Consider the following 26327-nt stretch of genomic DNA (forward strand, 5'->3'; position numbering starts at 1 on the left):
TTGGTGCTGGATTAGTAGTTGGTGTAGGCGCAGTTTACGCCTAATCAAATTAACTATACCATTAAATGAAGCGTTTACAATGAGATGGTTACTGTTTTTACCATTCAATCATATCAAAGAAGAGCACTTACTTGAATGTATTTCTGTGAGCAGTATTTAACTTTTTGTTGCATCTATAGTAGAATAAAGAAAATATGAAAGAGGGGTACGACAATGGAAAAAGCGATTTTTTTGAAAAAAGAACATCAATCCATCTCACAAGAATTATATTTTGATTTTTGCGGTTTTTCTAAAACATTGCCCTTTCATTCATTTGGACCAGCTATTCGCCAAGATTATATTTTGCATATCGTGATGGAAGGAAAAGGGGTCTATCGCGTAAAAAATCAGCAATATCAATTAAAAAAAGGTGATCTTTTTTTGATTAGACCGGGGGATTCTACTTTTTATTTGGCGGATGGTGAAGATCCTTGGGTCTACTGTTGGATTTCCTTCGGTGGGTCAGTAGCGGATAAAGTCATTCAACATTCTTTATTCAAAGATGATCAATACACGATGGTTTCTTCAGAAATTGCTAGATATGTGGAGATTATCTTAGCATGTATGAATTACTCGACAAAAAATCTAGTCGATGAGCTGCAATTAAATGCGTTGACGTATCAATTGCTCGCGCTTTTATTAGAAGATGGTGGCTATGTTCATTTAGGCGAACAAAAAAGTTATTCAGCACTCGCTGTTGATGCGGTACAGTATATCGAAGAACATTACAGCGAGCGTTTGACTGTTGAGGAGATCGCTAAAAAATTATCCGTTAACCGAAGTCATCTATCTCGTGTGTTCAAAAATCACATGGGGATCAGTATCAAAGAATATATGATCGGTGTTCGCATCAATCGGGCAGCATTTCTCTTATCTCTGACGGAAGAATCCGTTGAAGCAATCGCTTACCAAGTCGGCTTCAATAGTTTGGTCGTATTTAGCCGCATGTTCAAGAAATTCACTGGTGAGACGGCGACAAACTATCGTAGACGAATGAATAACGAAAAGATCAAAGGGGTTTCCGCAGAACAATTGAAAAATCAATTAGAAGAACAAGCCATCATTTCTTGGGCAACCTAAGACATAAAGGCATCTTCTACTGGGTTTTTCTAAGGATATGCTAGACTAGGAAACGGGAGGAAAAAGCTATGAAAACATTGATTATTGTCAGCCATCCGACAATTGACACATCGTTGAACCAACAGTTTTTTAAAGAAGCATCCAGCCAGCTATCGACTACTTGGCATCATCTAGAAGCTTGTTATCCAGATGGGGAAATTGACCTTCAAGCAGAGCTTGCTCTATTGAAAGAGCATGACCGGATCATCTTCCAATTTCCTTTCTATTGGTATAGCGCGCCAGCCCATTTGAAAATGTGGCAAGACCAAGTGTTAGAAGCGGCAACCGAAGTCTTATCGGGCAAAGAATTAGGAATCGTCTTAACAACCGGCGTGAGTGAAAAAGAATACCAAGCAGGTGGGAAAGAAGAGTATACGATCTCGGAGTATTTGCGTCCGTATCAACGAATTGCCCATAAATTCCAGATGACCTTTTTGCCTCCGTTTGTTTTAGCACAGTTCATGTACTTAACTCAAGAACAACGGTTTGAACGCTTGATCAGTTATCAGCAATATCTAACATTAGTCGAAAAACCTTCACTGATCAATCGGATCGATTGGTTTATCGAACGATTTGCGCAAAATGAACGCATCAAGGAAAAAGCACCGATGAAGCAGCAGATGATCGAAACGATGTTAGAAGAAGCCAAAGAAAACATTGAAGATCTGACATTTATACTACAAGAGATGAAAGGAAGGACCTTATAATGGATCAATGGTTGACAGAACAATTAGCCGAATTGAGTACGCAAGCGGATTATGAGGGCAAAGCCTTACTTCATGAAATGTCACGCTTATTTGTCGAAATCAATGAACGGATCGAGCAGTTGCAAGGAGAAATCGATGGAGAATCTTGGAATCATCAAAAATGGTGATTTTTCTTCAGTAATAACATAATAAAAAATGTTCATAACGCTTATTATTTGCTACAATGGAACTACAAGAAAGCTGGTAACGCTATTTTTTTTACAGAAATAACAGGTGGTGAATAAAATGAATGAAGAAAATGAACAGCGTGGCAATGTTCGATCAGCTCGAAGACAACAACAGAAACAAGCATCACGCATGCGTATGATGAAAATCGGTACCGCTGTTGCAGTAGTCTTACTACTGGTTGGTGCAGGTACTGGATTATATCTCCATAGTAGAAACAATGCTAGTGAAAACTCGGTAGCAAAGACGAGTGAAACGACGCAATCGTCCACAGCTTCAACTACTGCTTCATCTGAAACTGAAGCAACACAAGAAAGCAGCGAAGCAACAGAACCTTCAGGAGCTATTTCTGAACAACTACAAGCAGTCGTTGCAGATTATTCAAAGAAAATCGAAGATAAAACTCCAGTGTTGATCGAAGAATACCAAGCAGAGATCCAAAACAATCAAGACGGTGTCAATGGTCTTTCGGTCATTGCCAACCGAAAAGCAAGAGAACTTCAAGCCTTATCGGATGAAGGAATCAGTAAATTAAGAGGGATGTACCAAGATGCTTCCAACAAGGAGGATATCGACCTAGATACCATGATCAATCAGCTATCTGCAAGTTACACGGCGCAGGTCGCTCGGATCTCCGACATTTATCTGCGAACAAGTGCGGAACTTCAAGCAGCAACACCTAGTAGCGAATCTTCTTCGGAAGAGACGTCACCTTCGACGGAAGCGACACCAGAAACAACAGAATCGTCGGAATCACAAGCCAATCAGTACACGGCACAGTCCACAGAAGATACGAGCAATCAAGCCAATCAAGCAACTACAACCGTTGTACGTGAAGGCGAAGGTCCAAATCAAATTGCGCAACGGACTGGCGTGCCAGTTGAGACGATCTTGTCCTTGAATGGCATGACGATGGATGATTTCTTCTTTAACCCTGGTCAAGAATTACGTTTGAATTAGGAAGATCAAGAAGAACGATTCAATTTCAATCGATTAGATGAAGTCACAAAAATGGCTCTTTTTGCCAATTTTTGTGACCTTTTTGTTCTAAATACGTTTCGTTCTCTACTGGCTCGTCATGAGTGGGTTGTGATTGGTTGTTTTTTTGTTAAGATAAAGAAGTGAATGTCACCCGTAAAGGAGAAGATCATGAAAAAACGAGAATTCATCGTCCAAGATTTATTGAGTAAAATCTATCAAGAAGAATTTAAAGATGGAAAATTACCGAATCAACGAAAACTAGCGGAAATCTATCATGTTTCTCGCTTTACGATCCAACAAGCGATCAAAAATCTAGAAGAAATCGGTATTGTCCGTGTCGTTCAAGGATCAGGTATCTTTATCCATGAAAAATGGGTCAAAAATCCCTTGATCTTCAATTCTTTGACACGTACCCCTTATGATCGAATCCATTCAAAAATGATCGGTTTAAACCAAGCACCAGCAACGGCTGATGAGCAAAAAATCTTTCAACTTGATGAAGGCGCCGACGTTTGGACATTTGAACGTATTCGAATCGTTGATTATAAAATCGAGCAGTTAGAAATGTCAAAAATGCCGGTAGCAATGTTTCCCGACCTGTCCCAAGAAGTCATCGAGCATTCCATCCAAAGATATGTGGAACAAAAAGGCTATCGCATTTCTCACTATATCACGAGTTATGACCCAATCACGACTTCCAAAGAACAATCAAAAATATTGCTATGTAAACGCGGTACACCAGCCATGCAAATCACGAACCGAGCTATATTAGAAGATGGACAAGTCTATGAATACAGCAGTATCATTGCCATCGACTACTCAGTGACTTATATCCGCCCGTTTGACCGTGAGATCCATCGGTCGAGGATTGATTGAGGAGTTGAGTAGAAGTCAAAAGTTGTTAAAATATCAGTACTAGGAAAATCGTTAATCGAATTTAATGTTCTTCAAACTGGCGATAAACCTTTTGCTGCTATAACTAGAATGAATGGAACTTTCAACAGAGCGACAAATATAATTTACTTAAAGCCCTAGTTAACTTTGATTTGAAGTTACTATCAGAACAAGGTATGTGTATTAAAAAAGACTCGATTATCAATCACTCGTTGAGGAATATGTTCGGAAGAATAACCTTGATAATAAGATGTAGGATTTTGAATAGACAAATTAGAGTATATAATTTATTATACTTGCTATTTTCCATATAAACATTTCAATTATTGGAAATACTATTTTTATATTATTTTAGTTAAAACCAAAAAAAAGCTATCCTTACATGTTTCGTGTAAGGATAGCTTTTTTTGGATTACGGTGTCACGATCGTGCCGTCTGGTGTACGGCTTTGTGTCCATTCGTGTGGACGATAGACAACTGGAAATTCTGCCGCCTGTTTTTCATTGAATGTGACACCGATCCCACTTTGTTCGATTGGATAGAAAAAGCCTTTTTTTGGTGTAGGGATATTTCCGAAAAGTTGTTTCGTATGTTCCGGAACATCGATGTTTTCTTGGATCGCCGCATTGTGCAAGTGGATGTTCAAATGCGTATTCACTGCTAAGCCGATTGGTGTGATATCAGATGGCGTATGCCAAGCGATCCGTATCCCCATCGCTTCGCAAAAGTGTGCCAATTTCAAGGCAGGAGTAATCCCGCCGATTTGTGAGACATGGGCACGCATATAGTCGATTTGGCGATTGCGAACTAATTCTTTCCATTCCATTGGATTATTGAACAATTCCCCAGTAGCAATCGGGGTCGTTGATTGACTTCGCAATTGAGCCAACCATTCATTTTGGTTTGGCGGTAAAATATCTTCTAAAAAGAAAAGATTGTACTTTTCTGCTTTTTTTGCAAAACGGATCGCTTGGTTAGGATGCAAGCGTTCGTGAACATCATGTAACATTTGGAAACGATCACCATATTTGTTTTGGATATGTTCAAACATGGATAGCGTAGTGCCCATGTATTCTTCTTGATCGAAGTAAGAGCCTGCAAGTGGCTGTTCAGGTGTTGCTAAATTCGTTGGATTGCCCCCATAAAAACCTAATTGACAACGAATATAGCGATACCCTTGTGCGAGAAATGTTTCGATTTCACGATCGAGATCCTCTAGATTATCTGCGACAGCATGCGTATACGCAGGGATTGCTGTTCGAGCTTTTCCGCCGAATAACTGATACAATGGCATATCAGCGATTTTCCCTTTGATATCCCAGAGCGCCATATCGACACCTGAAATGGCATTATTTGTGATTGGCCCATTCCGCCAGTAAGAATTGACATTCATGACTTGCCAAAGGTCTTCAATTTGATTCGCATCCCGTCCAACCAGTAAAGGTTTTAAGTATTCTTCAACTACGGTTTGGACAGCCAAAGGACGAAATTGGAAAGTGCCGCAACCGAAGCCGGTCACGCCTTTATCTGTTTCAACTTTTACGACTAACAAGTTGTGACGATCTGGTTTGATTGCGTAACTTTTTATATTTGTAATGATCGTTGGTGTCATTTTATTCACTCCAATATACATAAATATGAATCATGTGCATCCTCATTGAAACATGGGGAAGAACATCCTGTCAATTTGGTCTAATAAAAACATCTAAACCAACTAAAAATCAGTCCAATTTTACTTTATTGTTTTTTGAAACATTGATATGCAAGCTTTTTTAATGTTTTTATACTAAAAAGGACTGGTTTTACAAGTAGCGTTCCACATGCTACTATTTGGGTGAAAGCGGAAACAAGAATCATTGTTTGATGAGAATAAGGGGGAGAACAAGTGAAGCATGAAGAAATAGCAAAACAAATCATACAACATGTGGGTGGAGCAAGTAATATCAACAACGCTTGGCATTGTATGACACGATTACGGTTTGATTTAAAAGATGAGAAAAAAGTGAATTATGCTGCATTAGAAAAAACACCTAAAGTGGTGGGGACAAAATATCAGAGCGAACAACTGCAAGTCGTGATCGGTACAGAAGTCGCTGACTATTTTGCGCCAATTGCGAAAGAATTAGGGTTAGATGAAACAAGTGAACGAAGTGAAGGAGAGAAAAAAGGAGTCGTATCCTTATTTATGGATACTGTTTCCGGTGTATTTGGTCCAATCGTACCAGCGATAGCTGGGGCAGGAATGATCAAGGGTTTGATGGCCGGTTTAGTGGCATTGAATGTCATTTCGAATCAGACGGATACGTATTTGATCATTGATATGATTGCGAGTGGCGTGTTTACTTTCTTGCCATTTTTCGTTGCTGCTTCTGCCGCTCGGATCTTCAAAACGAATCCATATTTAGCGATTGCGATTGCTGCAACGTTACAATTTCCCACCATGACGACAGCGGTTGCTGAAGGTTCGATCTCTGCTTTCCAACTGTTTGGTATCATTCCAGTTCCGGTCTTTAATTATGCAGGAACAGTTATCCCAATCATTTTTGCGGTATTGGCATTGAGTTATATTTATCGTTGGGTTGACAAAATATTGCCTCAAGTTTTAAGAACAGTGTTCACACCAACGATTTCATTATTTGTTGCTGGGTTAGTGACACTAACAGTGATTGGTCCGATCAGTATCCATTTGGGGAATCTGCTAGCAGAAGGCGTGGCATGGTTGTTCTCAATTTCACCAGTGTTAGCTGGTATCGTGGTCGGTGCGATCCGTCCAATTGCGATTTTTACTGGGTTACATCACGCAATGACTCCGATTGCCTTACAAAATTTTGCGAATCAAGGCTATGACATGTTGATGCCGATGATGTTTATGGCAAACATGGCGATCACTGGGGCGACAGCGGCTATTTATTTGAAAGTGAAATCAAAAGAAGAAAAATCATTGGTTCTATCTTCTGCTGTTTCTGGTCTATTAGGAATCACTGAACCTGCGCTTTTCGGGATCTTATCAAAATACAAGAGAGCGTTTATGGCAGCTACGATCGGTAGCTCGATCGCTTCAGCGTTTATCAGTTTCTTCGGTGTTCGGATCTACGGTTATATTTTATCAAGTATTTTTAGCTTACCCGCCTATATTGGTCAGTATTTTATGTTTGCGGTACTTGGGATAGTGATTGCCTTGGTTTCCTCTTTTGCGATTACTTATTTCTTAGTACCAAATGAACAAGCAGAAGATACGGAATACACGAACGAAGTGAATCTACACGCTGTGACTAAAGGGGAATATATTCCTTTAGAAGATGTGCCTGATGAAGTTTTTTCAACGAAAATGATGGGTGATGGTTTTGCAATCGAGTCAATCGATGGTGCCATCTTTGCACCGGTCAACGGAAAAGTCACTACGATTTTCCCTTCCAAACATGCGTTAGGAATCAAAACAAATAATGGCGTAGAAGTCTTAGTCCATATGGGGATCGACACTGTTAACTTAAAGGGTGAAGGATTTGATGTCCTTGTCAAGGTTGGTGATCAGGTGACAGTGGACACCAAAATCGCTCAAATGGATTTGCCTTATATCCATAGTCAAGGGAAAAAGAGCATGGTCATCGTTGTGATCACGAACATGGATCGTGTGTCGAAATTTTCGGGTGAACGAAACTTAGAAGGGCAGCACCAAGCTGGAGCGCTCGTGGAACGTGCTTTGTTAAATGGGTAAAAAAATAGCATGAGAAAGAGAACATACATCGTCTTCAACGGGCGTTGTATGTTTTTTTCTATTAATAAGTTCAAGGAGAAGATGTGACGAATGGTTTGATGGGTTCATAATTCCAAACTCATCAGATTACTGATAAATACAAGAAACTGGTGGAAGAAGCGCGTACAACGTAGATGGACAGCAGTGAAACGACAGCTTTTATACTATTGGAAACATCAGTAGTAGTTGGAAAAAACGATTGGTCTTGGGCAGAGACAACAGCTTAGTTCCTACACAGAGTGAAACATTAGTAACTGACAATATCAACAAAAAATCTATCAGATAAAGTAACATTTTTAGAAACGGCGACATCCGAATTTTGCGCAAGTTAACTTTCTAGAAAAAATGGCTCATGCAATTGAATTTCTGCCAATGGCCTTAGTCTATTTGTACTTGAAGTGATGGCATATGCCTAAGGAAATGTTAGTCAAACTTCCTCACGCTTTATTTCCTGATAAAGCGAATGTGTGCATGCTAATACCAAGTTTATCGAAGTTTTTGTGTTTTCAAAAAACAATACTATAGCGTTGGAGAGAATTCCTTTTTTGTTTCTCAGCTCAATCGACATCGTCAATTGTAAGACTCGCCACAACTTCATAATAATGGTCGCCCCAATCGCATATATGTTGGACGATCGTTGAGAGTTCACGCCCGATCTCGGTCAATTGATACTCTACTTTTGGCGGGACTACGGGATAGATTTTACGTGTGAGTAAATGATCGCTTTCTAATTCTCTTAATTGCCGAATCAACATCCGTTGGTTGATATCTGGTAACATTTTTTCGATCTCACTTAGGCGCAAAATTGGTTGTTGTAAAAAGCACCAAATCAAGACGATCTTGTATTTTCCACTCAGAACATGCATGGCTAAGTCTTTCGTATTGGTAAACTTTTTTTCATGGTATTGATACATAAAGGACCTCACTTTGTTTTATTTATTCGACAGCAATAGTTGCTATTATACAAATCTCACCAATGGAAGTAAAGAAATTGAGGATACTGACAAGTTTGTCAGTTTTGTTTCTCAGCACAGCCTATGATACGATGAAGTGGAAAGATTGCGGATTCGCTCGCTAACTAAGAACCAGACGAGCGGAATAAGAAAGAAGGAAGAAAAATGAAAAGTAGAGCTGCCGTAGCATTTGAACCCGGAAAACCGTTAGAAATCGTTGAAATCGATGTTGCTGATCCGAAACCGACGGAAGTCATGGTGAAAATTTTGTACACTTCTGTCTGTCATACAGATGCGTTTACCTTATCAGGGGAAGATCCAGAAGGAGTTTTTCCTGCGGTCTTAGGTCATGAAGGCGCCGGTATCGTTGTTAAAGTTGGTGATGATGTGTCATCTGTTGAAGTGGGGGACCATGTGATTCCTTTGTATACCCCAGAATGTGGGAAGTGTGAGTTTTGCTTGTCAGGAAAAACCAATCTATGCTCTGCTGTCCGTGAAACGCAAGGAAAAGGTCTAATGCCAGATGGTACGACACGTTTTTCTTACAAAGGCGAACCGATTTATCACTATATGGGTACGAGTACATTTAGTGAGTATACTGTCGTCAATGAAATTAATTTGGTGAAAATCACAGAGGATGCTCCTCTAGATACCGTTCCACTATTAGGGTGTGGTGTAACAACAGGATTAGGCGCCGTGGAAAACACTGCAAAAGTTGAAGAAGGTGCTGTCACAGCTGTCTTTGGGCTAGGAGCGATTGGTTTAGCAGTAATCCAAGGCTTGAAAAAAGCCAATGCTAAACGAATCATTGCAATCGATATGAACCCTGAAAAATGGCCGTTAGCTAAAAAAATGGGCGCAACGGATTTTGTTGATCCTAAAACACACGATCGTCCGATCCAAGAAGTCATCGTAGAAATGACCCAAGGTGGCGTAGATTATAGTTTTGAGTGTATTGGCAATGTGGAAGTGATGCGTTCCGCGCTTGAAGCATGTCACAAAGGCTGGGGCGAAAGCATCATTATCGGTGTAGCCGGAGCTGGAAAAGAAATCCACACGCGTCCGTTCCAACTAGTGACTGGTCGTGTCTGGCGTGGTTCTGCTTTTGGCGGTGTCAAAGGGCGAAGCCAATTGCCAGGTATGGTGGAAGATTACTTGAACGGTGGAATTGATTTAGATTCATTCATCACCCATCGTTTAGATTTTACACAAATCAATGAATCACTTGAGCTGTTGAATCGTGGAGAATCAATTCGTACCATGCTCACTTATGGAGGTGATACTGATGGAACTACAGAAAATTGAAACACATCGGTCGTTTGGCGGGCAACAAATCAAATACCGTCACCTGTCAGAAATGCTACATTGTGAGATGACATTCAGCGTATATTTACCAGAAACCACCGTTGAAAATCAAGAAATCCCACTCATTTGGTGGTTAGCTGGTTTAACAAGTACAGATGATAACTTCAGTATCAAAGGTGGATTCCAACGCTATGCAGCAGAACAGCAAATCGCCTTCGTCATGCCGGACACATCGCCTCGGGGGATGTTGCTGACAGTGAAGATTGGGATCTCGGTCAAGGGGCTGGCTTTTACTTGAATGCAACACAAGAACCTTGGAAGAAAGACTTCCAAATGTACGACTATCTCACGAAAGAGCTGACTGAGATCATCTACTCCTTGATCCCAAATCTTTCTGGAAAAGAAAGTATCATGGGTCATTCCATGGGTGGGCATGGTTCGTTAGTGATCGGTCTGAAAAATCCAGCACACTTTGCTTCGATCTCTGCTTTTGCACCGATTTCGAATCCCTCAAACGTACCATGGGGACAAAAAGCATTCACCGCTTATCTAGGTGCTGACCAAGCGACCTGGAGTGAATGGGATGCCACTGAGTTGATCAAAAAAGAAACAACTAATCAACCGCCTATCCTGATCACACAAGGAACGGCTGATCCATTCTATGAAGTCCAGCTCAATGAAGAAGCTTTTTTAACAGCAGCAGAATCAGCAAAACACGAAGTATTCTATCAAAAAGAAGAAGGCTATGATCATAGCTACTTCACCATTGCTACATTTATAGAACAACATATTGCTTTTCATGCAACCTATCTAAAACAGTGAAAAGACCATTGTAAGAGATGGAATATGAGTCAGATGAACAAGCAACTAACTGAAAAATCAGAAGAAGTCAGAAAGATGCAACTATAAGCAATAAGCAGTGAAATCTGAAAATGTTTTTTGAGAGATACCTATTTAGTTTGACAAGATCGTGTACAGAGCTACAAAAGCCAATTAGTAAAAGGAGTTCTGCCGGATACTAGTTTCAATTGTTTATATGGGTGTAATTCTGTGAGTCAAAATTAAAAAATAAAATTAATAGGTTTACTTTTTAGAATAGTTGTGTTATCATAATTAAAGTTTCGGAGGATCCAAAGGGATTAGATAAGAATATTCTTATCTAATCCCTTTTTGTGTTCTTGCATTAAAAAATATTAGGAGGCGCATATGAAAAATCTATTCAAATATTTAACGATTACTTTGGGGCTATTGATACTATCAATTAGTATCAATATGTTTTTTGGCCCACATTATATTGCTGCTGGAGGAACGAGTGGTCTAGGAATATTACTTGAATACCTTGTTCAAGTAGATCGTTCACTCATCGTGCTGGCATTAAATTCAGTTATGTTGCTATTAGCAATCATTTATTTAGGTAAACAAGTATTTATGAAAGTTTTATATGGTAGTTTAGTTCTACCGTTATTGTTAACCTATGTACCTAAAATAATGTTTACTGAAAATAAAATTTTATCCATCGTTTTGGGGAGTTTAATTTTTTCTGTAGGTATGTCCATTGTTTATTCACAAAATTCTTCTAGTGGAGGAACGTCCATTCCACCGATAATTTTAAAAAAATATTTCAATATAAAACTCTCTACAGGCTTGTTTTTCATAGATGGTATAGTCATACTGCTAAATTGGAGTATTTTTGGTTTTGATCAATTTTTACTTGCCTTAACTTCGAATATTCTAGTTTTTCTAACGATGAATCTATTCTCTAAGATATCCTATCAATCTATTGAGAACAGACAAACTTCTTAGAGGTAGATAATTTAGTTATTCTTGGAGCTTAGGAGATGCTGTAACGCTTTTTGACAATTTCTAGTGGGTCACCGAAGCGTTCAGCGATTTCTGGAAGGCTCAACCCTTGCGCATATAGACGATTGAAGACACCTTGAATGCTTTCTGAAACTTCGACGATATGTTTATCGTAGTCGTAAAAACGAAACACTTTTTGTCCCCAGGCATAGGTCAATGTATCGTGGATCACTTCGATTTCTGAATCAGAAGTTGTAAGTAAAAAGCCTTTCCACTTGATTTTATTCATGATTTCATCTCCCTGAACTTGATCGAGCAACTATAGCATGAGAATTTTAGACTGTATTGTAAATACACGACATCTCACTTTGCTCACGACGTATCATCTAATCCAAAGGTTGTGCTTTGAACTCTTTACAAAGCTGGACAAATTCGAGTGGTGTGAAGCCGATATGTTTTTTGAAATCTTTGATCAAGTGAGACTGATCGTAGTAATGCAACGCAATTAACTTTTTTTCACTAGCGTGAGGATCGGTTAGTATTTTCAAGCAGTACTGAAAACGCAATGTAAGCAACATCAGTTGCGGTGAAATGCCATAATACTTCTTAAATAACTGTTGGCATTGCCGTGTGCCTACAACTAAATCCTGACACAAATCTTGAATTGTAGAAGCAGGGATTTGGCTAAATCGATCAATCAATTTGATAAACTGGTTTGGTGTATGTCCTTCAATCAATTGATGGAGGTAATCAATAAAATATTCTTTTTGTTGAGAATAGGATAGGTAGAAGAAATAGTTGAGGTTGAAAGGTATCTTAAACTCACTAATGGATAGAAAAGAATCCATTACCTCAGTCGTCGGTCGTCCAGTAAGTTGTCCAAAAGCGCCAGGTTTCAGTGTAGCCGCTAAGTAAGATTCAGACGTATGGCTATAAAAATCATATTCTGTTTTACTGATACCTGAAAATTCGATCGATTGTTTTTTGAAATCAATGAAAAGATCGATACACCCATCTGGAATGATCAAATCATTCACTTCGTAGGAATCCTGAGTCAAGGATTGGTGTTCCCATAGACAAATCACAAAGTCTTGTAATGAGGGAATGACAATTGCTGGATACTTGAAATATTTCTGATAGATCGGGTTGACGATATAGGGTACTTGAATTGGAGAATACATAGATCACCTACTTGTTTATGATTCTATTCCTTTTTATCAATTATAGCATGTTGATGAGATGTATCTGTCTATATCACTAAAGTAAGTACGCAATTGGGATTGTCGGTGATAGTGTCAGCGTATCTAGGCGAAATGAAAAAAGGCGTTGGATTGCTATTTGTCGCTAAATAGGATGCCGGTGTGAAAAAATCAAAGAGATAAGCACAGATCTGTTAATTGGTAGAGGGATAAATGAGTGGATTGGCTAAGGGAAAAAATATGTATGCTCAAGCTAGATAGTAAAAACCTAGGATAGATACCACAGTGATCGCTGGTTCTTCTCCTAGGTTTTTGACTATTCTGACTGGTTATAAGGTTACGCATTTACCGTTCTGATTTCTCATCTTCTATTCCATAGGTAAGTGATTGTTAAAGTGAATAAAATAGTCGTTTTTAATGTTAACAGTATTGGTGAAAGAGAAAACTCTCCACGTTGATCCCAATAAATTATTTAATTGGATATGAACAAAATATTCAACATGTCTTTCTTCTACGTATTATCTGACGAAGGAGAAAGACATGTTTTTTTATTTATTGGATTTGTTTTGTAGGATACTAGAGCAAGGAAGACAAAAGACGATAATAGCAAATGGATTTTAAGGGAGATCAAGAACTTGAGTTTATGGATAATAAGCAAGAATACATGAACAAATTGTTATAAATAAGTTGGTTCTATGTAAGGTGTATCAGCTTTTTTGGATCATACATGGTTAATAACTAATAAGATTGGTCAGTTAGCAAAAATAGTCCTTTTTATTTAAAGAATGACTTTGTTGGTAATGCTGTTTATAACAGTAGGATTCATTTGGAATCCTGAAAAAAATATAAAAATGGGTACAAATGATCATTTAGAAAGCGTTGTGTAACTATTGAATAAATCATAACTACCATAAGGATAAGGTTAAGAAGCAAAATAGAACGTTAAAATCTGTCACTTTTACGTTCGTTTTTTCTTTCAAGGAGAAACAATATAGTTTATCATTCCGATTGGTTGTGTTATTTATATGTAAGTATAAAGAAAAGTGTTCATTTAAAAAATGAGGTGGAAAATTGAAAGACTTACAATTGGCATTTATCAGTAATCGAACGACGAGTCGTTTGTTTCGAATATTGAGTATGATTGAACGAAGACGATTGTTTACGATTGGAGAATTGGCCGAAAAACTGCAAGTGACAGAACGAACGATTGCCAATGATATCAAGTACATCAAAGACTATTTTGATGATTGTATCAGTTTAGATTCAGGAAATAGTGGAATCTTTTTTGAAGAAAAAAAAGCTTCGATGTATCAAGAAAAAAAGCAGAAATTACTTGAGAATGAGTGTCTATTTGAAATCATCGGGAATATTTTTTTAGGAGAATTATCAACAATCGATGAACTTGCCCATCACTATCATTTTTCAGAGAGTACCTTTCGCCGGCTATTGAATCGAACAACCACAGTATTGAAGAGCTATGGATTGCAGTGGGCATCTAACCCGTTGTCGATTGAAGGGAGGGAAGCTAATTTACGAAAATTCTTCAAGGATTTTTATTATGAAGGGGTAGAAACGCCCTATACGCTTGTTCCTGATATTGAATTACATGAATTGGTTTTAAAAAAACTAAGCAATAAATTGGGCCAAGATGAGGTTGGATCTGGAACTACGCCGGCAGCCTTTTATTATACTTTTTATATTGCAATCAAACGTGCAGGGCTTGGTTTTTCTATAGAGATTCCTAGAAAATTGGCGAAATTAGCATACAAAGCAAAGAATTTCTCTCTCCTTCATTCTTTGAAAGATGATATCAAGAAACTTTATAGGGTCGAATTATCAAAAGAAGAATTCGCTTGGATTTATTTAGTCACTATCTGTAAACGTACCCTAGATCATGAAGAATCAGAGAAGAAGTTTTATAAAGATTTTCATGAAGGCACAGAAATTTCTCAACTCACGAATCGATATCTAAAGGAATTTGATTTCCCCCAAAATATTGATCAAAAAATCACAACATTCTTACGTTCGTTTTTTCTCTCTAGAAAAATAAATGATTTGTTATCACCTGTCTTAAATAAAGAGGCGATAGAAATAAAAAAAGCAGTCATACGCTCAGATAATGAGAATTATCAGCGGAATTTAGGTTTTTTAAAAAAAGAAAGGAAAAACTACTCTATTTCTTCAAAATACATGGAAGATATAAGTGTGAGTTTAACGATTTATAGTAATTTGATTTTCGATTTTTATTTACCAAATAAAACAATTTACTTTCTTCTGGAAGGGGATCATTTTGTCTGTCAACAAATTATAACTCGTGTACGTCAACAATTTGGGAGTAAACATACATTAGTTTTTTTACCGCTTTATTATCTAGCAGAAGAAGTATTGAACGCCGCACATATTGATTTAATTGTGACAAATTATAATCGCTATCTTTTAGATTACATTATTGAAAGCGATTTTCTTTTGTTAAAAGCTGTCCCAGATGAACATGATTGGCAACGATTGGAAAGAAAAATAAACCCTTATCGTAAAACCTATAATTAATGTTTTTCTACAGTTGCTAATAAAAATAGCGACTGTTTTTTTTCATCTATTTCAGTCGTTTATGAAATAGATGATTTTATTTTATTAAAAAATCAATGTAGTCTTAGTGAAGTAATAAACATGCAAGTTGACTTACAGTATTTTTGAAAAAAAGATTTAGCTTCGAGCCAAGAAAAAAATGACAGTTGACAAAAAGAATATCTAAACTTTGTTCGCTTAAGTTTCAGATAAGAAGAATACAGTAGGTCAAATACTAGGAGGAGTGGTATGAAAAGAAATACAATTAGACGAATCATTGGGAAGTTATTGTTGATCATGGTTTTACTTTTACCCAATCTCCCGTTTCAACTAACCTATGCACATGATTATTCAAGTTCTTCTGATAATCATGAAGTAACAGTGACTTCAGAATATCCAGAAAAGCCAGGTGATTCTGAATTAAATTCCTTACACGAAGAGTCGAATCAAGAAGCAAACGATTCAATATCCGTTCAACAAATTAGTGATAGCCCAGAGGCAAAATCAAGTACGGAGAGTAAAGTACTTACAGATCAAGGTGTATGGGGGACCGTTCCATGGTCTTATTATGAAGATGGAGTAGGAACAATTGTATTAGGTGGAGGAACAGCAGGCTCAGCAAGGGAGGCGCCATGGCGATCGTATTTTCAAATCAGCAAAATAATTTTTGAAGATCAAGTGATTTTACCTAGTGACTCATCGGGTATGTTTAGGAGTTTGACTTTTTTAGAATCCATAGAGAATGCAGATAAACTCGATGTTTCTAACGTTACGAATATGGAAAGTATGTTTCAAGTTACATGGCGGTTAAGAGAAATAGATGTTAGTAATTGGGATACGTCAAATGTGACGAATATGCGACTCATGTTTGGAAATTTGGCTGCCACACCTGCTTCATTTACTACGTTAGACCTTACCTCATGGGATACATCAAGTGTTACGAATATGAGTCAAATGTTTATGAACGCTCAAAGCCTTACCACCTTAGATCTAAGAGGATGGGATACATCAAATGTCACAGATATGAGTGATATGTTTTTTCAAGCCAATAGTCTTACTACGTTAGATTTAGGAACATGGAATACATCAAAGGTTACAAATATGAGCCGAATGTTTCATTTAGCCCGATCTCTCACACAATTAAATCTTAGTTCATGGGATACTTCCAGTGTCACGAATATGAGTCAGATGTTTAGTAATACTAATTTAAAATCATTGACACTCGGAGAAAAAAGCTTTTTTTCTGCTGCTACTCAGCTTCCAGCGATTCAACAAATAGACGGTTATACTGGTGGATGGAAGTTGGAACCAGGTACAGAAAATCTTGGGATCAGGTATGCCAGTTCGAGTGAATTCATGACAAATTATGATGGCCGTTTTCCAGGTACGTATACATGGGAAACCTTTGGCATGTGGGGCACTGTTCCGTGGATCTATGATGGTATTTTGGAGACAATCACATTATATGGTGGAGAAGCTGGCGCAGTAGCAGATGCTCCATGGAAAGTATATTCCTCTGTAAAAGAAATTATAGTTGAAGACACGGTGGTCTTACCCGAGATATCATCTAGGTTATTCAGCGGATTGACAAATTTAGAAGTGATAGAAAATGCTGGGAATTTGGACGTTTCAAATGTAACAATGATGGATCTTATGTTTGCACGTGCAAACTCTTTAAAAAAAGTAGATGTCAGCAATTGGAATACTTCACGTGTCACAACTATGGTTTTTATGTTCAATCAAGCAAGCTCATTACAGGCTTTAGATGTTAGCCAATGGGATACTTCTCTAGTAACAAGCATGGGTGCTATGTTTCAAGAAGCACGTGAACTTAAAGAATTAGACGTCAGCAACTGGAACACATCCCAGGTAAGGAATATAAGCTTTATGTTTTTCAATGCTAGGTCCTTAACAGAACTAGATATGAATAAATGGGATACTTACCAAGTAACTAATATGAACAATATGTTTACTGGAACAAATAATTTGAAGAGGATAAGCCTAGGTGAAAAATCAATTTTTGATTCTTCAGTCAATTTGCCAAATAGACGACAAGATAACCTATACACGGGTAGATGGGTCTTAGAAGAAAGTTTAACTAGTGGATCTGGGGTTATAGCATTTGAGAATTCAACCGACTTTATGACTAATTATGACGGCTCCAATCCAGGTACGTATATCTGGGAACCAGTTCCACCTGAACAACTCATTGCCAAATTTGACCCTGTGAGTGATCAATCTGTAGCGATTCACGGTCATGCCACAGAATCAGTTGACCATTTGACGATTACCTATAAAAATACAGAAGGAAGTACAGTGGTTCTTGAAAAAGATTCTCCTCGCATCCTCTGGGGAGATTATCAGGATTCCCAGGAGAAGGTTCGCTCGTTCCAAATCAATTTGGCAGAAAATGAACGGCTTGAAACGGGGTCAACGGTCGAAATCAAACTGTCCAAACCTTCAGGAGACACAACTGGTGATGTAGCTGAAGAGCAAACAGTTATCAAAGGGATTGATTATCGGAGCAATAACTTTACGTTAGATCGTTCTAAGCTCAATGAGTTAGCTACTGTCGAAGAATTACATGCGCTTATTCTTCAAGAAAGTCGTGCACAAGCAAAAAATATCTTATCTGAAGAAGACATGACCAATGATTTTCGCATCGTTGAGACCGATCTTTCGTTAGATAGCGAAGAAGACGGAAGCTATTACGCTATTCTTGAAGTCGGCAATAAAGCGTATCAAATGACGATTGGTATCGATCTGACATCGAAAGTTGAACATTTGCGGGTAACGATCCCTGTCAAAATGGTTTTTGAATCATTGTATGACGAAGAAGAGTCAAAACGTCAGTTTGAGAGCCAAACCTATGAGATCCACAACCAATCTTCGGTAGCTGTCGATACGTATATCAATCAAGTTGCGATTGATGATTCTGCTGGAATCGTTCTTTTGAAGGAAGGGGAAGATCCACTGGATTATGCAGAAAGTGCAGTGGAAGATCCTAGTTATGAGGATATTACGAAGCCATTGTTGCGCTTGAATCTCCAAACGCAAGAGACTAAAAAACAGTTATACGCAACGATGCCAGAGCAACATCTGATTCGTTTATCCCAAGGAGATCGTACACCCCTTTCCTTATCGGGAGAATTTTATGGGGATTATCCACGGTGGGTTGATAACCCTGATATTGAGCAAGGAGGCTATTACGAGCACATGCTCGTGCCTAATTACCGAATCGTGTTGCGATTCGTCCCACGAACTTAAAGAAAAAAATAGTTAACAAGGAGGTGAAGCCATTGGAGGAAATGAACCAAGCACAAAATAAAAATAAGCGTAAATGGCTCTTGTGGTTTTTGCTATTTTCGTTGATTGCCGGTGGTCTCGCCTATTATTTTAATCAACCAAAAGATCACGTTCCATTGGTCAGTGCGGATCTTTTACCAGCGGTCGGCGATGCCTCTGATCAGGAATTGGCGGATCGAGCGCAAGAAGTAGCTGATGCTAATTATTTTACATTACAAATCAATCCAGAAGCCGTCTTTGAGAACGGACAGAGTGAAGGATCGATCGAGATCGTCAATCCTGGGACGAATGTTTATCCGATCGCAGTAGATATTTCTTTAATGTCTAGTGACGAGCTGATTTATTCTTCTGGTGCCATCTATCCGAACCAATTCGTAGAAAATGTAAAATTGGAAAAACAACTAGCTAAAGGGGAGTATCCCGCTAAAGCCACCGTTAATATTTATGACCCTGAAACAAAAGAAAAACAAGGGGTCACTGAAGCGGAAATAATGATTATTGTTAAAAACTAAAATAAAAGAAAATGAGGGAATTTAGATGAAAAAAATAGTAGCAGCACTTTTGAGTACAGCAACAATCGTAGGGATCATGGTAACTGGGACAATCGCAGGTGCAGAGCAAGTGATTGATGGACGTGAAGGCGAGACGTCAGGAGACGTGACTGTACGGGGAATCATCGGTGAGTTTGATAATACGACACCTGGTCCAAATCCTGAGGAATTGGATCAATGGATCAATGTGACGATTCCGACAAACGCCTTGTTTTACACAACCAAAGCCTCAAATCATACGACAATCACATCACCCGAACATACGATTACAAACAACTCTGCAGTTGGTGTGATTGCTTCAGTTTCTGACGTAGAGACGCCAGTGAATATGAAAGAAGTAGATTTATTGAGCATAAATACGGTGGGGATACCGAATGTGACGACAATTGATTTGTTTGAAGATGGCGAACCAACGATAACGGCATCAGAACTTTTCAGACTTCAAGGAAATGCCGGAGTGAATGAAGGGAAATTTAGATTCACTGGTAAAGCAACACCCGTGAATGCTTCAGCGGAATTAAATCCCACGTTTAAATTAGTTTTGAATTTCTCACCTAACGTAGCATAAAAAAGAATCACTGAAATCCCAGAAAAGAAGGGATAAATCAAATGAAAAAAAAAATGAAGTTGTTTTATATTCTGAGTCTTCTCCTTGTTATCTCGAACGGTTTGCGGACTAAAGTCGTCGTCGCAGATACGACAATGGGACAAATAACTGTTACTGGACGAATCGGGGAAGGTGCTAGTACAAAAGAAAAAGATGCAGTGATCAATGGATCACATGGAAACGAGGACAAAACCCATACCCTTGTTGCAGATATTTCCCAACTAAAACAAGGGAATCTGCCAAAGACAAATGCTTTGAGTGGTTACCGTTTCTTGTGGCTGGGCTACTTGCTTGTGACAGGGTGGCTTGTTATTTCAACTAGAAAGAATTATCGCTCAGGTAACAAGCGTTGAAAAAAGAGTAGTAATTAAAAGTAAAACAATAAAGAAGAAACAAACCAATAGGACTCCGGAATTGAAAGGAGCCTGTTGGTTTGTTTGTTTCATAGTGGACGTATGTGCGGAATGAGAATATTTGCTAGTTGTAGCAACAGAAAAATTCTTGTTTTGCAGAAAAAATATTTTTGATATTCTATTTTGTTTTCAGGTATGATCGCTTTATAAAAAGGAAGGGATGTTAGATATGAAAAAAATTATGCAGATCCATTTGGTGTTTTTTTTAGGAGGAATAATGGGCTTACTCTTTGGATGTTCAACAACGAGTGGGGCGACAATGCAAGATTTTCAAACAAATCTTGCGATTGGAGTGGAGGAACCGGTCAATGGAATTTTGCTGGAAGATGGTGAGTCATTAGCTGATCATGTCCATCATTTTGTCAGTGAAGATGGTGCATATTATGTCGTAAATAAGGACAACCGTACAACAGCGGAGGTAAGAACGTGGCACCAATTTCGAAATGCAATCAACAATCAAAATGTTAGCGTTATCAACGTTGTGGCTAGCTTCAATACGACCTTTCATTCCTTGGATACAGTTGATCGTCCCTTGAACATCAATTTTATCAATGCCGCTTGTATAGATTTAGAAAATGATCATGCGCTCAAACTGGCAAAGCATTCGGCTTTAGAAATCACAGCGAACGCCAAGTCTCCTATATTTATTAGTAAAAATCAATTACAGCAACCGTTTATCCAAAGTTCTTATGGGAGTGCCATTCGTTTAAAAGGAGAAGTTGTCATTGGAGATGGCTCAACCGAGGTGAGAGAGCAGCCTTTTATTCGAACAGAAGGATTGATCGAGGTTTCCTCTGGCGCTAAAGTAAGGATACATGAAGCAGTGGAAGCAAATGACTTGTTTGTGATCAACTATGGTCATTTAGAATTACATGCGCATGAAGTCACTCCTTTGAAAATGGGAATCAATGGGACGATCACAGTGAGCGAATTTTCTTCGTTAAAAGTGATACATGGTGGGAGACACTCAGTGATCCAAATGACTGGTGGTGAGATTTTTTTTGACAATCCATACAGTATACATCTAAAACAGACTGGCTTCGGTGGACTTGTCGCACCTTTGATCGATACTTCTGCTGTACTCATAGAAATCAATGCCGTGAGAAATGCCTTTTGGGAGGATTATAATCTAAGTTTTCATCCCACCCATGTTTGGAATAGTCAATTACAGGCACGACTTGGTGGGCCACATGGTTCGCAAGTTCTTCGTTCTAATTTAGTTAGTTTTGAAAAACATTTTTTAGGATTTGGTTCCTATCGGGAATACACTGCTGGAGTGGATATGCCATTATTTCCTGATACATTTCCAGAGTAGCAAAAGCTAGTGAAGAATCTTGAAAGAATCAATTGAAAAATTTCGTATAGTCCCGAAAAAACACTTTTGATTCAATGTGAGTTCTTCGTTAATCTTAAACTATCAAATGAATGGAGGAAAGAAAATGAAACGAATGACTCTGATGAGCACCTTATTATTAAGTGGTATGTTCCTTACTGCCCCTTTGTCAGTGACAACTGTCGAAGCGAGTGAAGTCGTACCAGAAACGCAATCCCTAACAGAAGACGGAGATGTCCCTGGTATTCATCTGAAAGACGGAGAAACGTTATCGATGTACGGGGAAACAATGACAAATGACGAGGAAGTAGAACTCTTTGTAGATGGTCGAAGTAATCACCAAACTGCATCTGTTAATTCGTGGTCCGGATTTAGAAGTGCCATCAATAATAACAATGTTTCAGTGATCAATGTCACGTCAAGTTTCAATAGCGGTTTAAAAAATCTGAATACAGTCAATCGAACGGTGACAATCAATTTTATCAATAATTCGACTATCAATATGAATAACAATCATTCCCTACGTGTAGGGTATGGTGGACATGTTCATTTTACCTCTAACTCGAATCGACCAATTATTACCAACGGAAACCAAGTTAGACAACCATTTGTGCAAGGTGTCTCTGGTTCAACAGTAAGTTTTTCTGGGAATTCGGTGGTTGTTGGTAATGAACAAACGAGACAGAGGCAACAACCCTTTATTCGAACAGATGGTTTAATCCAAATCGACTCTGGCTCCCAAGTAATCATGAATGAAGCCATCGTGGCGAATCAATTGAATGTGATTAATAACGGTAGTTTAACAGTCAATTCAAACTATTTGTCTCCTGTACAAATTTCAACAAATGGCCGAATGTATGTTGGAGAGTTCTCAACCTTTAAAGCAGATCACAATGGTCTTGAGCCAGTAGTAAAAGTTCTTGGTTCTGGCCACTTATTGATTGATAATCCTTATCAACTCCATTTAAGACAAACAGGTTCTGGGGCTCTGTCTAGCCCATTAATCCACACATTAGGAACAAATATCCAAGTCAATGCCGTTCGTAATGCTTTCTGGGCAAATAATAATTTTGGGCCATCACCTACTCATGCTTGGACTGCTCATTTACAAACGCAATTAAGTGGAGCCAACGGAAATCAAATCATTTCTTCGAACATCAATAGCTTTACACAGAATTTCTTAGGATTCAATGGCTATCGAGAATATACTGCTGGAACTGGAAGTCAGGCATATCCAGATACTTTCCCACCGACTGAATCGATGAATGACTAAAATTATCATAATCTTTCTCCCTCAAAAGTTGTATCAATTTGGGGGAGTTTTTTCTATCTGAACGATCGTATATCTTATAAAATAGCCATTCCATTGTTTTTTTAACAGAATAAAATGATAGGAAAGGGGATGTAAGTAAATATCTGAGCAAGGGATGATTATGATAAATGAGATTAAGGAATCATCATGCGTTGAGATCAACCATCAATAGAATAAACTCAAAGAAGAGGCGTTTGAAAAAGTTAAGCATATGTTTGGAATAGATCATTCATACAAGTATGAAGAAAAATTGGTTTTGTCGGCTAAGAAATATTGATTAGTGATTTTTGGATTGATCTTTTCAAGTAAACGATTCCAATCGGAAGCAGAAGGAATTGATCGAAAGAGAATACATTCTGCTTCCGATTGGAATTCTTCTACATGTTCAGGATAATTAGTAATCAAAATATCTATTTTATTTTCAATAAGATACTTCTTATTCACTTCACTAGCATTTGGATAGAATACACAGTGATCGTCCATTAAATAGTTATTTGATGTTGCTTCAATGAATTGAATGATATGATTATTGCCTTCGAAAATAAAGGCAATATTTTTTTTGTTTTTCCAATATCGCTCTCTGATGGTTTCAATATGTAGTACGAGGCTACAAGAGAAATCAACTAAAAATTCATCAGAGTAGAGTGAGTGATAGTTCTTATTACTTTCAAGAAATTTTTGGTACATGTGACACTCATAGGGAAACATTTTTTGAATAAATCGATTGATATCCTGCGTATTCCGGTTAGCAGATATACAAAGGTATTCTTTCAGCTTCGCCGTAATAAAAAAAGCTTCTAAAAAAATCAAAGTAATTGTTTTATTTTCATAGCTACTATCTAGGATATTAAGAAATTCTTCAGCAAGAAGTTTGCTTTCTGGCCATTGATTGTAAGTGAAACAAAATTGTTTTTCAACAGTGATATCACTCATTTTTCTTTGTGAGATGATGCAGCAAAATAAGAAAATCAATTCATCGTCAGGCAAACGAATGTCGTAAAATTTTTCGATAACGTCATTTATTTTTTTAAAATGGACTTGTTGCATACGATCATTTAAAGCATTACGTAACTGGTTATTTACTTTAACCGTATTTCCCTGCATGAATCGTTCAACCGAGATATAAAGTAAGTAAGTGTATAAGAAAAATGAGGTATTTCGGTAGCAGTCATTCTTAAATAGAGAACCGATCTCATTCACTGTTTGTTGTGCGGAAATGGAAGGAAAGACGGTGTGAGGAGTAATTTCAGATTCATAAAAGAACGTACAAAAAAAATGGCGTTTGTCCGCTTCTTGTCCAATGATATTTACGGGATCATACGTGATGTCCAAATCAAAATAAACTAACTGTGATTGGATCTTTTTGAGGTATTTCAAGAGTGTCGTTTTAGAGAGATGTAATTGATCGGACCAATCGTCAAGGGTATATAATTCAGCAAAAAAAATTTTCTCAAGGATTAAAAAAAGTGGCTCGTCTATAAGTAAAGCAGTTTTTTTCTCTTCGTAAGTGACTAATTTTAGTTGTTTGAATACATACCCCTGATGGGTAGATTCAATCGTGATCGAATCCTCAAAATAATCTCGGATCTGACAGATATCTTTACCGATTGTTCTAGAAGTGCTCTCCGTAAGTATTGCTAAGTCATTCGCGTTGCAACAAGTATTCTTTTCAAATTCATTGAGGATCTGAAGCCATCGTATCAGGGGTTTATTGGTGATGAAATTCAGTTGGAATGTTTTCAATGTACCCACCTCTCATAGATCAGTTTAGTTTAGGGAAGTTGATTCTTTATTTTAGGTGTAGCTAATTTTAATTAAATTATATCTATTAAGTATAATTAGTAAATAGTAATAATTTCAGAGTATGGTGAAAAACGCTAATTGCTAAGGATGACGTGTGTTGTTTAAAGTATAAAATGTACTCTTCTAAAAAACAAATTTGAGTCATAAAAATGTTATTTAGAAGAAAATAAAAGCAGTTATCTAGAATAGGAGGAATGAAATAAATGTGAAAAAGAAGTCTCGGTATTTGTTATGGACCATTTTATTGTTTTTTGGGATGTTTCATCAATCCGTTCCACTTTTCGCAGCGGAAGGACAAGCTATAGAATCGAATAAGAATGTAGGCTTTTACGGAGAAATCGATTATGAAGGGGATCCTAAACCACAACCACCTTCCGAAGAGCAGGCTCAACCTTCAGATAGAGACGAATATGTACAGGTAAATGGACAATTACCAAAATTAAATCAAGTGATACCAAGCTATGGGTTACTGGGTCTACTGATTCTTTTATGGGTCATTCGAACTTGGTTAATACGAAGAGACAAGAGAATAAGTAGACAAGTTGCACTATCAAGTGAATGTGATACAAAAAATAAATCAACAGGGAGAACGAATAAATGAAAGCATTAAAACTAGTATCAATGTCAGTATTATTAGCAAGTCTAGCAACAGGAAGCATGGTTGTTCATGCAGACGACACAGCACAGGATGGCACACTAAAAACGAATGGACAAATTGAATATCGTGAAGCGGACGAGGACAACGGTGAAACAATTGATCCAAACCCAGGACCAGAAGAAGTCATCGTACCTCCTACTCAAGATGGGGCTTTTGCTATTGCTTACGTTGGGGATTATGATTTTGGGTTACGTCAAAATTCAGCATTAGATCAATCTTACCCAGCTGCCGCTTGGTGGTTTGATATCGATGAAGAATCAACTGACTTTCCTAATCCTGATATGAGTAGTCCGTGGGTCAATGAAACGACAAAAAAAGCTGCACGTGCGCAATTTGCACAAGTACGTGACTTACGTGCAGATCTAACGGGATGGAATTTGGTATTGAAACAAGAAGCACAATTTACGAATGGAGAACGAAGCTTAAATGGGGCACAAGTCACTTTTGCGAATGGGACAGCTCAAAATACAAGTGGTGAATTACCAACGGTAAATCCAGGCTTTACGTTGACTCCGGAAAATAGTCACGTCATCATGACTGCTGGAAGTAACATTGGCTATGGACTAAGTACTGCAATGTGGGGAAATAAAGCAAATCTAGTGCAAGACTCTGAAGTAGATGGTGGGGTAGCTAATCCTTCCGTACAATTAAGTGTACCAGGTGTAACCCGTACAGATGCAAATTCAAAATATACGACGAATTTAGTTTGGACATTGACAGCAACACCAGCTAATCAAGTTTAATCATTTAATGCATGAGATGAATGATAAAAAAGAGCAACGATGCAGTCGGCATCGTTGTTT

Annotated in this window: 22 protein-coding genes and 1 pseudogene; 18 read left to right on the forward strand and 5 right to left on the reverse strand. The window is 38.0% G+C overall.

All coding sequences use genetic code 11. The annotated features are described in order from the left end of the window. Positions 1-213: 213 nt before the first annotated feature. The 5 genes from CYK55_RS02900 to CYK55_RS02915 all read left to right on the forward strand — a co-directional run bounded on the left by CYK55_RS02900 (position 214) and on the right by CYK55_RS02915 (position 3947). A complete protein-coding gene (locus CYK55_RS02900; protein ID WP_034690316.1) occupies positions 214-1119 on the forward strand; it encodes an AraC family transcriptional regulator in 906 nt (301 codons plus the stop codon). Between the two features lie 68 nt (positions 1120-1187). Continuing rightward, positions 1188-1865 (forward strand): NAD(P)H-dependent oxidoreductase, encoded by a 678-nt coding sequence (locus CYK55_RS02905; RefSeq protein WP_126133910.1) that lies wholly within the window; start codon positions 1188-1190, stop codon positions 1863-1865. Then, positions 1865-2032 (forward strand): hypothetical protein, encoded by a 168-nt coding sequence (locus CYK55_RS13425; RefSeq protein WP_010736259.1) that lies wholly within the window; start codon positions 1865-1867, stop codon positions 2030-2032. The genes CYK55_RS02905 and CYK55_RS13425 overlap by 1 nt, the downstream gene beginning before the upstream one ends. A gap of 118 nt (positions 2033-2150) precedes the next feature. Beyond that, positions 2151-3050: a LysM peptidoglycan-binding domain-containing protein gene (locus CYK55_RS02910; protein WP_126133911.1), complete on the forward strand. Its 900-nt coding sequence runs from the start codon at positions 2151-2153 to the stop codon at positions 3048-3050. Between the two features lie 189 nt (positions 3051-3239). Then, entirely contained in the window at positions 3240-3947 is a 708-nt protein-coding gene (locus CYK55_RS02915) for a GntR family transcriptional regulator (RefSeq protein ID WP_126133912.1), read from the forward strand. Between the two features lie 430 nt (positions 3948-4377). Here the strand turns inward: CYK55_RS02915 and CYK55_RS02920 are convergent, their stop codons facing one another. Then, a complete protein-coding gene (locus CYK55_RS02920) occupies positions 4378-5577 on the reverse strand; it encodes an enolase C-terminal domain-like protein (protein WP_034690245.1) in 1200 nt (399 codons plus the stop codon). Between the two features lie 273 nt (positions 5578-5850). Between CYK55_RS02920 and CYK55_RS02925 the strand changes: the two genes are divergently transcribed. Then, the gene (locus CYK55_RS02925) at positions 5851-7680 is read left to right on the forward strand and encodes a glucose PTS transporter subunit IIA (protein ID WP_126133913.1); all 1830 of its coding nucleotides are present in this window, start codon (positions 5851-5853) and stop codon (positions 7678-7680) included. A 596-nt stretch (positions 7681-8276) separates the two neighbouring features. Here CYK55_RS02925 and CYK55_RS02930 read toward each other — a convergent pair. Beyond that, positions 8277-8633, reverse strand: coding sequence for a winged helix-turn-helix transcriptional regulator (locus CYK55_RS02930; protein WP_034690242.1), 357 nt, complete (start codon positions 8631-8633; stop codon positions 8277-8279). Positions 8634-8837: 204 nt separating this feature from the next. Here CYK55_RS02930 and CYK55_RS02935 point away from each other — a divergent pair, with 204 nt between their 5' ends. The 3 genes and pseudogenes from CYK55_RS02935 to CYK55_RS02945 all read left to right on the forward strand — a co-directional run bounded on the left by CYK55_RS02935 (position 8838) and on the right by CYK55_RS02945 (position 11780). Then, positions 8838-9977, forward strand: a complete 1140-nt coding sequence (locus CYK55_RS02935; protein ID WP_126133914.1) for an S-(hydroxymethyl)glutathione dehydrogenase/class III alcohol dehydrogenase — start codon at positions 8838-8840, stop codon at positions 9975-9977. Beyond that, positions 9958-10799: pseudogene (gene fghA / locus CYK55_RS02940) on the forward strand (S-formylglutathione hydrolase). Before CYK55_RS02935 ends, fghA begins: the two are co-directional and overlap by 20 nt. 384 nt (positions 10800-11183) lie before the next feature. Next, the gene (locus tag CYK55_RS02945; protein ID WP_051536295.1) at positions 11184-11780 is read left to right on the forward strand and encodes a YitT family protein; all 597 of its coding nucleotides are present in this window, start codon (positions 11184-11186) and stop codon (positions 11778-11780) included. Positions 11781-11808: 28 nt separating this feature from the next. Here the strand turns inward: CYK55_RS02945 and CYK55_RS02950 are convergent, their stop codons facing one another. Further along, on the reverse strand, positions 11809-12066 hold the full coding sequence (locus CYK55_RS02950) for a hypothetical protein (RefSeq protein WP_126133915.1): 258 nt from the start codon (positions 12064-12066) through the stop codon (positions 11809-11811). A 97-nt stretch (positions 12067-12163) separates the two neighbouring features. Further along, positions 12164-12958: a DUF6597 domain-containing transcriptional factor gene (locus CYK55_RS02955; RefSeq protein WP_126133916.1), complete on the reverse strand. Its 795-nt coding sequence runs from the start codon at positions 12956-12958 to the stop codon at positions 12164-12166. A 1089-nt stretch (positions 12959-14047) separates the two neighbouring features. Between CYK55_RS02955 and CYK55_RS02960 the strand changes: the two genes are divergently transcribed. The 7 genes from CYK55_RS02960 (at position 14048) to CYK55_RS02990 (ending at position 23024) form a co-directional block, all read left to right on the forward strand. Continuing rightward, a complete protein-coding gene (locus tag CYK55_RS02960) occupies positions 14048-15523 on the forward strand; it encodes a helix-turn-helix domain-containing protein (RefSeq protein WP_126133917.1) in 1476 nt (491 codons plus the stop codon). Between the two features lie 267 nt (positions 15524-15790). Beyond that, the gene (locus CYK55_RS02965; RefSeq protein ID WP_126133918.1) at positions 15791-18808 is read left to right on the forward strand and encodes a BspA family leucine-rich repeat surface protein; all 3018 of its coding nucleotides are present in this window, start codon (positions 15791-15793) and stop codon (positions 18806-18808) included. Positions 18809-18840: 32 nt separating this feature from the next. Next, positions 18841-19359 carry a hypothetical protein gene (locus CYK55_RS02970; protein WP_126133919.1) on the forward strand — a complete coding sequence of 173 codons (519 nt, stop codon included), beginning with the start codon at positions 18841-18843 and terminating at the stop codon, positions 19357-19359. Positions 19360-19384: 25 nt separating this feature from the next. After that, entirely contained in the window at positions 19385-19966 is a 582-nt protein-coding gene (locus tag CYK55_RS02975; RefSeq protein WP_126133920.1) for a hypothetical protein, read from the forward strand. Positions 19967-20007: 41 nt separating this feature from the next. Continuing rightward, positions 20008-20358 (forward strand): hypothetical protein, encoded by a 351-nt coding sequence (locus tag CYK55_RS02980; RefSeq protein WP_034690236.1) that lies wholly within the window; start codon positions 20008-20010, stop codon positions 20356-20358. Positions 20359-20587: 229 nt separating this feature from the next. Beyond that, positions 20588-21733: a pectate lyase-like adhesive domain-containing protein gene (locus CYK55_RS02985; protein WP_034690235.1), complete on the forward strand. Its 1146-nt coding sequence runs from the start codon at positions 20588-20590 to the stop codon at positions 21731-21733. A gap of 124 nt (positions 21734-21857) precedes the next feature. After that, positions 21858-23024, forward strand: coding sequence for a hypothetical protein (locus tag CYK55_RS02990; protein ID WP_034690234.1), 1167 nt, complete (start codon positions 21858-21860; stop codon positions 23022-23024). 264 nt (positions 23025-23288) lie between these two features. Here CYK55_RS02990 and CYK55_RS02995 read toward each other — a convergent pair whose 3' ends face one another. Beyond that, entirely contained in the window at positions 23289-24806 is a 1518-nt protein-coding gene (locus CYK55_RS02995) for a helix-turn-helix domain-containing protein (protein ID WP_126133921.1), read from the reverse strand. Positions 24807-25071: 265 nt separating this feature from the next. Between CYK55_RS02995 and CYK55_RS03000 the strand changes: the two genes are divergently transcribed. Both CYK55_RS03000 and CYK55_RS03005 read left to right on the forward strand, forming a co-directional pair. Next, the gene (locus tag CYK55_RS03000; RefSeq protein ID WP_126133922.1) at positions 25072-25467 is read left to right on the forward strand and encodes a hypothetical protein; all 396 of its coding nucleotides are present in this window, start codon (positions 25072-25074) and stop codon (positions 25465-25467) included. Then, positions 25464-26267, forward strand: coding sequence for a WxL domain-containing protein (locus CYK55_RS03005; RefSeq protein WP_034690227.1), 804 nt, complete (start codon positions 25464-25466; stop codon positions 26265-26267). Before CYK55_RS03000 ends, CYK55_RS03005 begins: the two co-directional genes overlap by 4 nt. Positions 26268-26327: the final 60 nt, after the last annotated feature.

Origin of the sequence: Enterococcus mundtii, assembly GCF_003957375.1 — a bacterium.
In the GTDB taxonomy this organism is placed as follows: domain Bacteria; phylum Bacillota; class Bacilli; order Lactobacillales; family Enterococcaceae; genus Enterococcus_B; species Enterococcus_B spodopteracolus.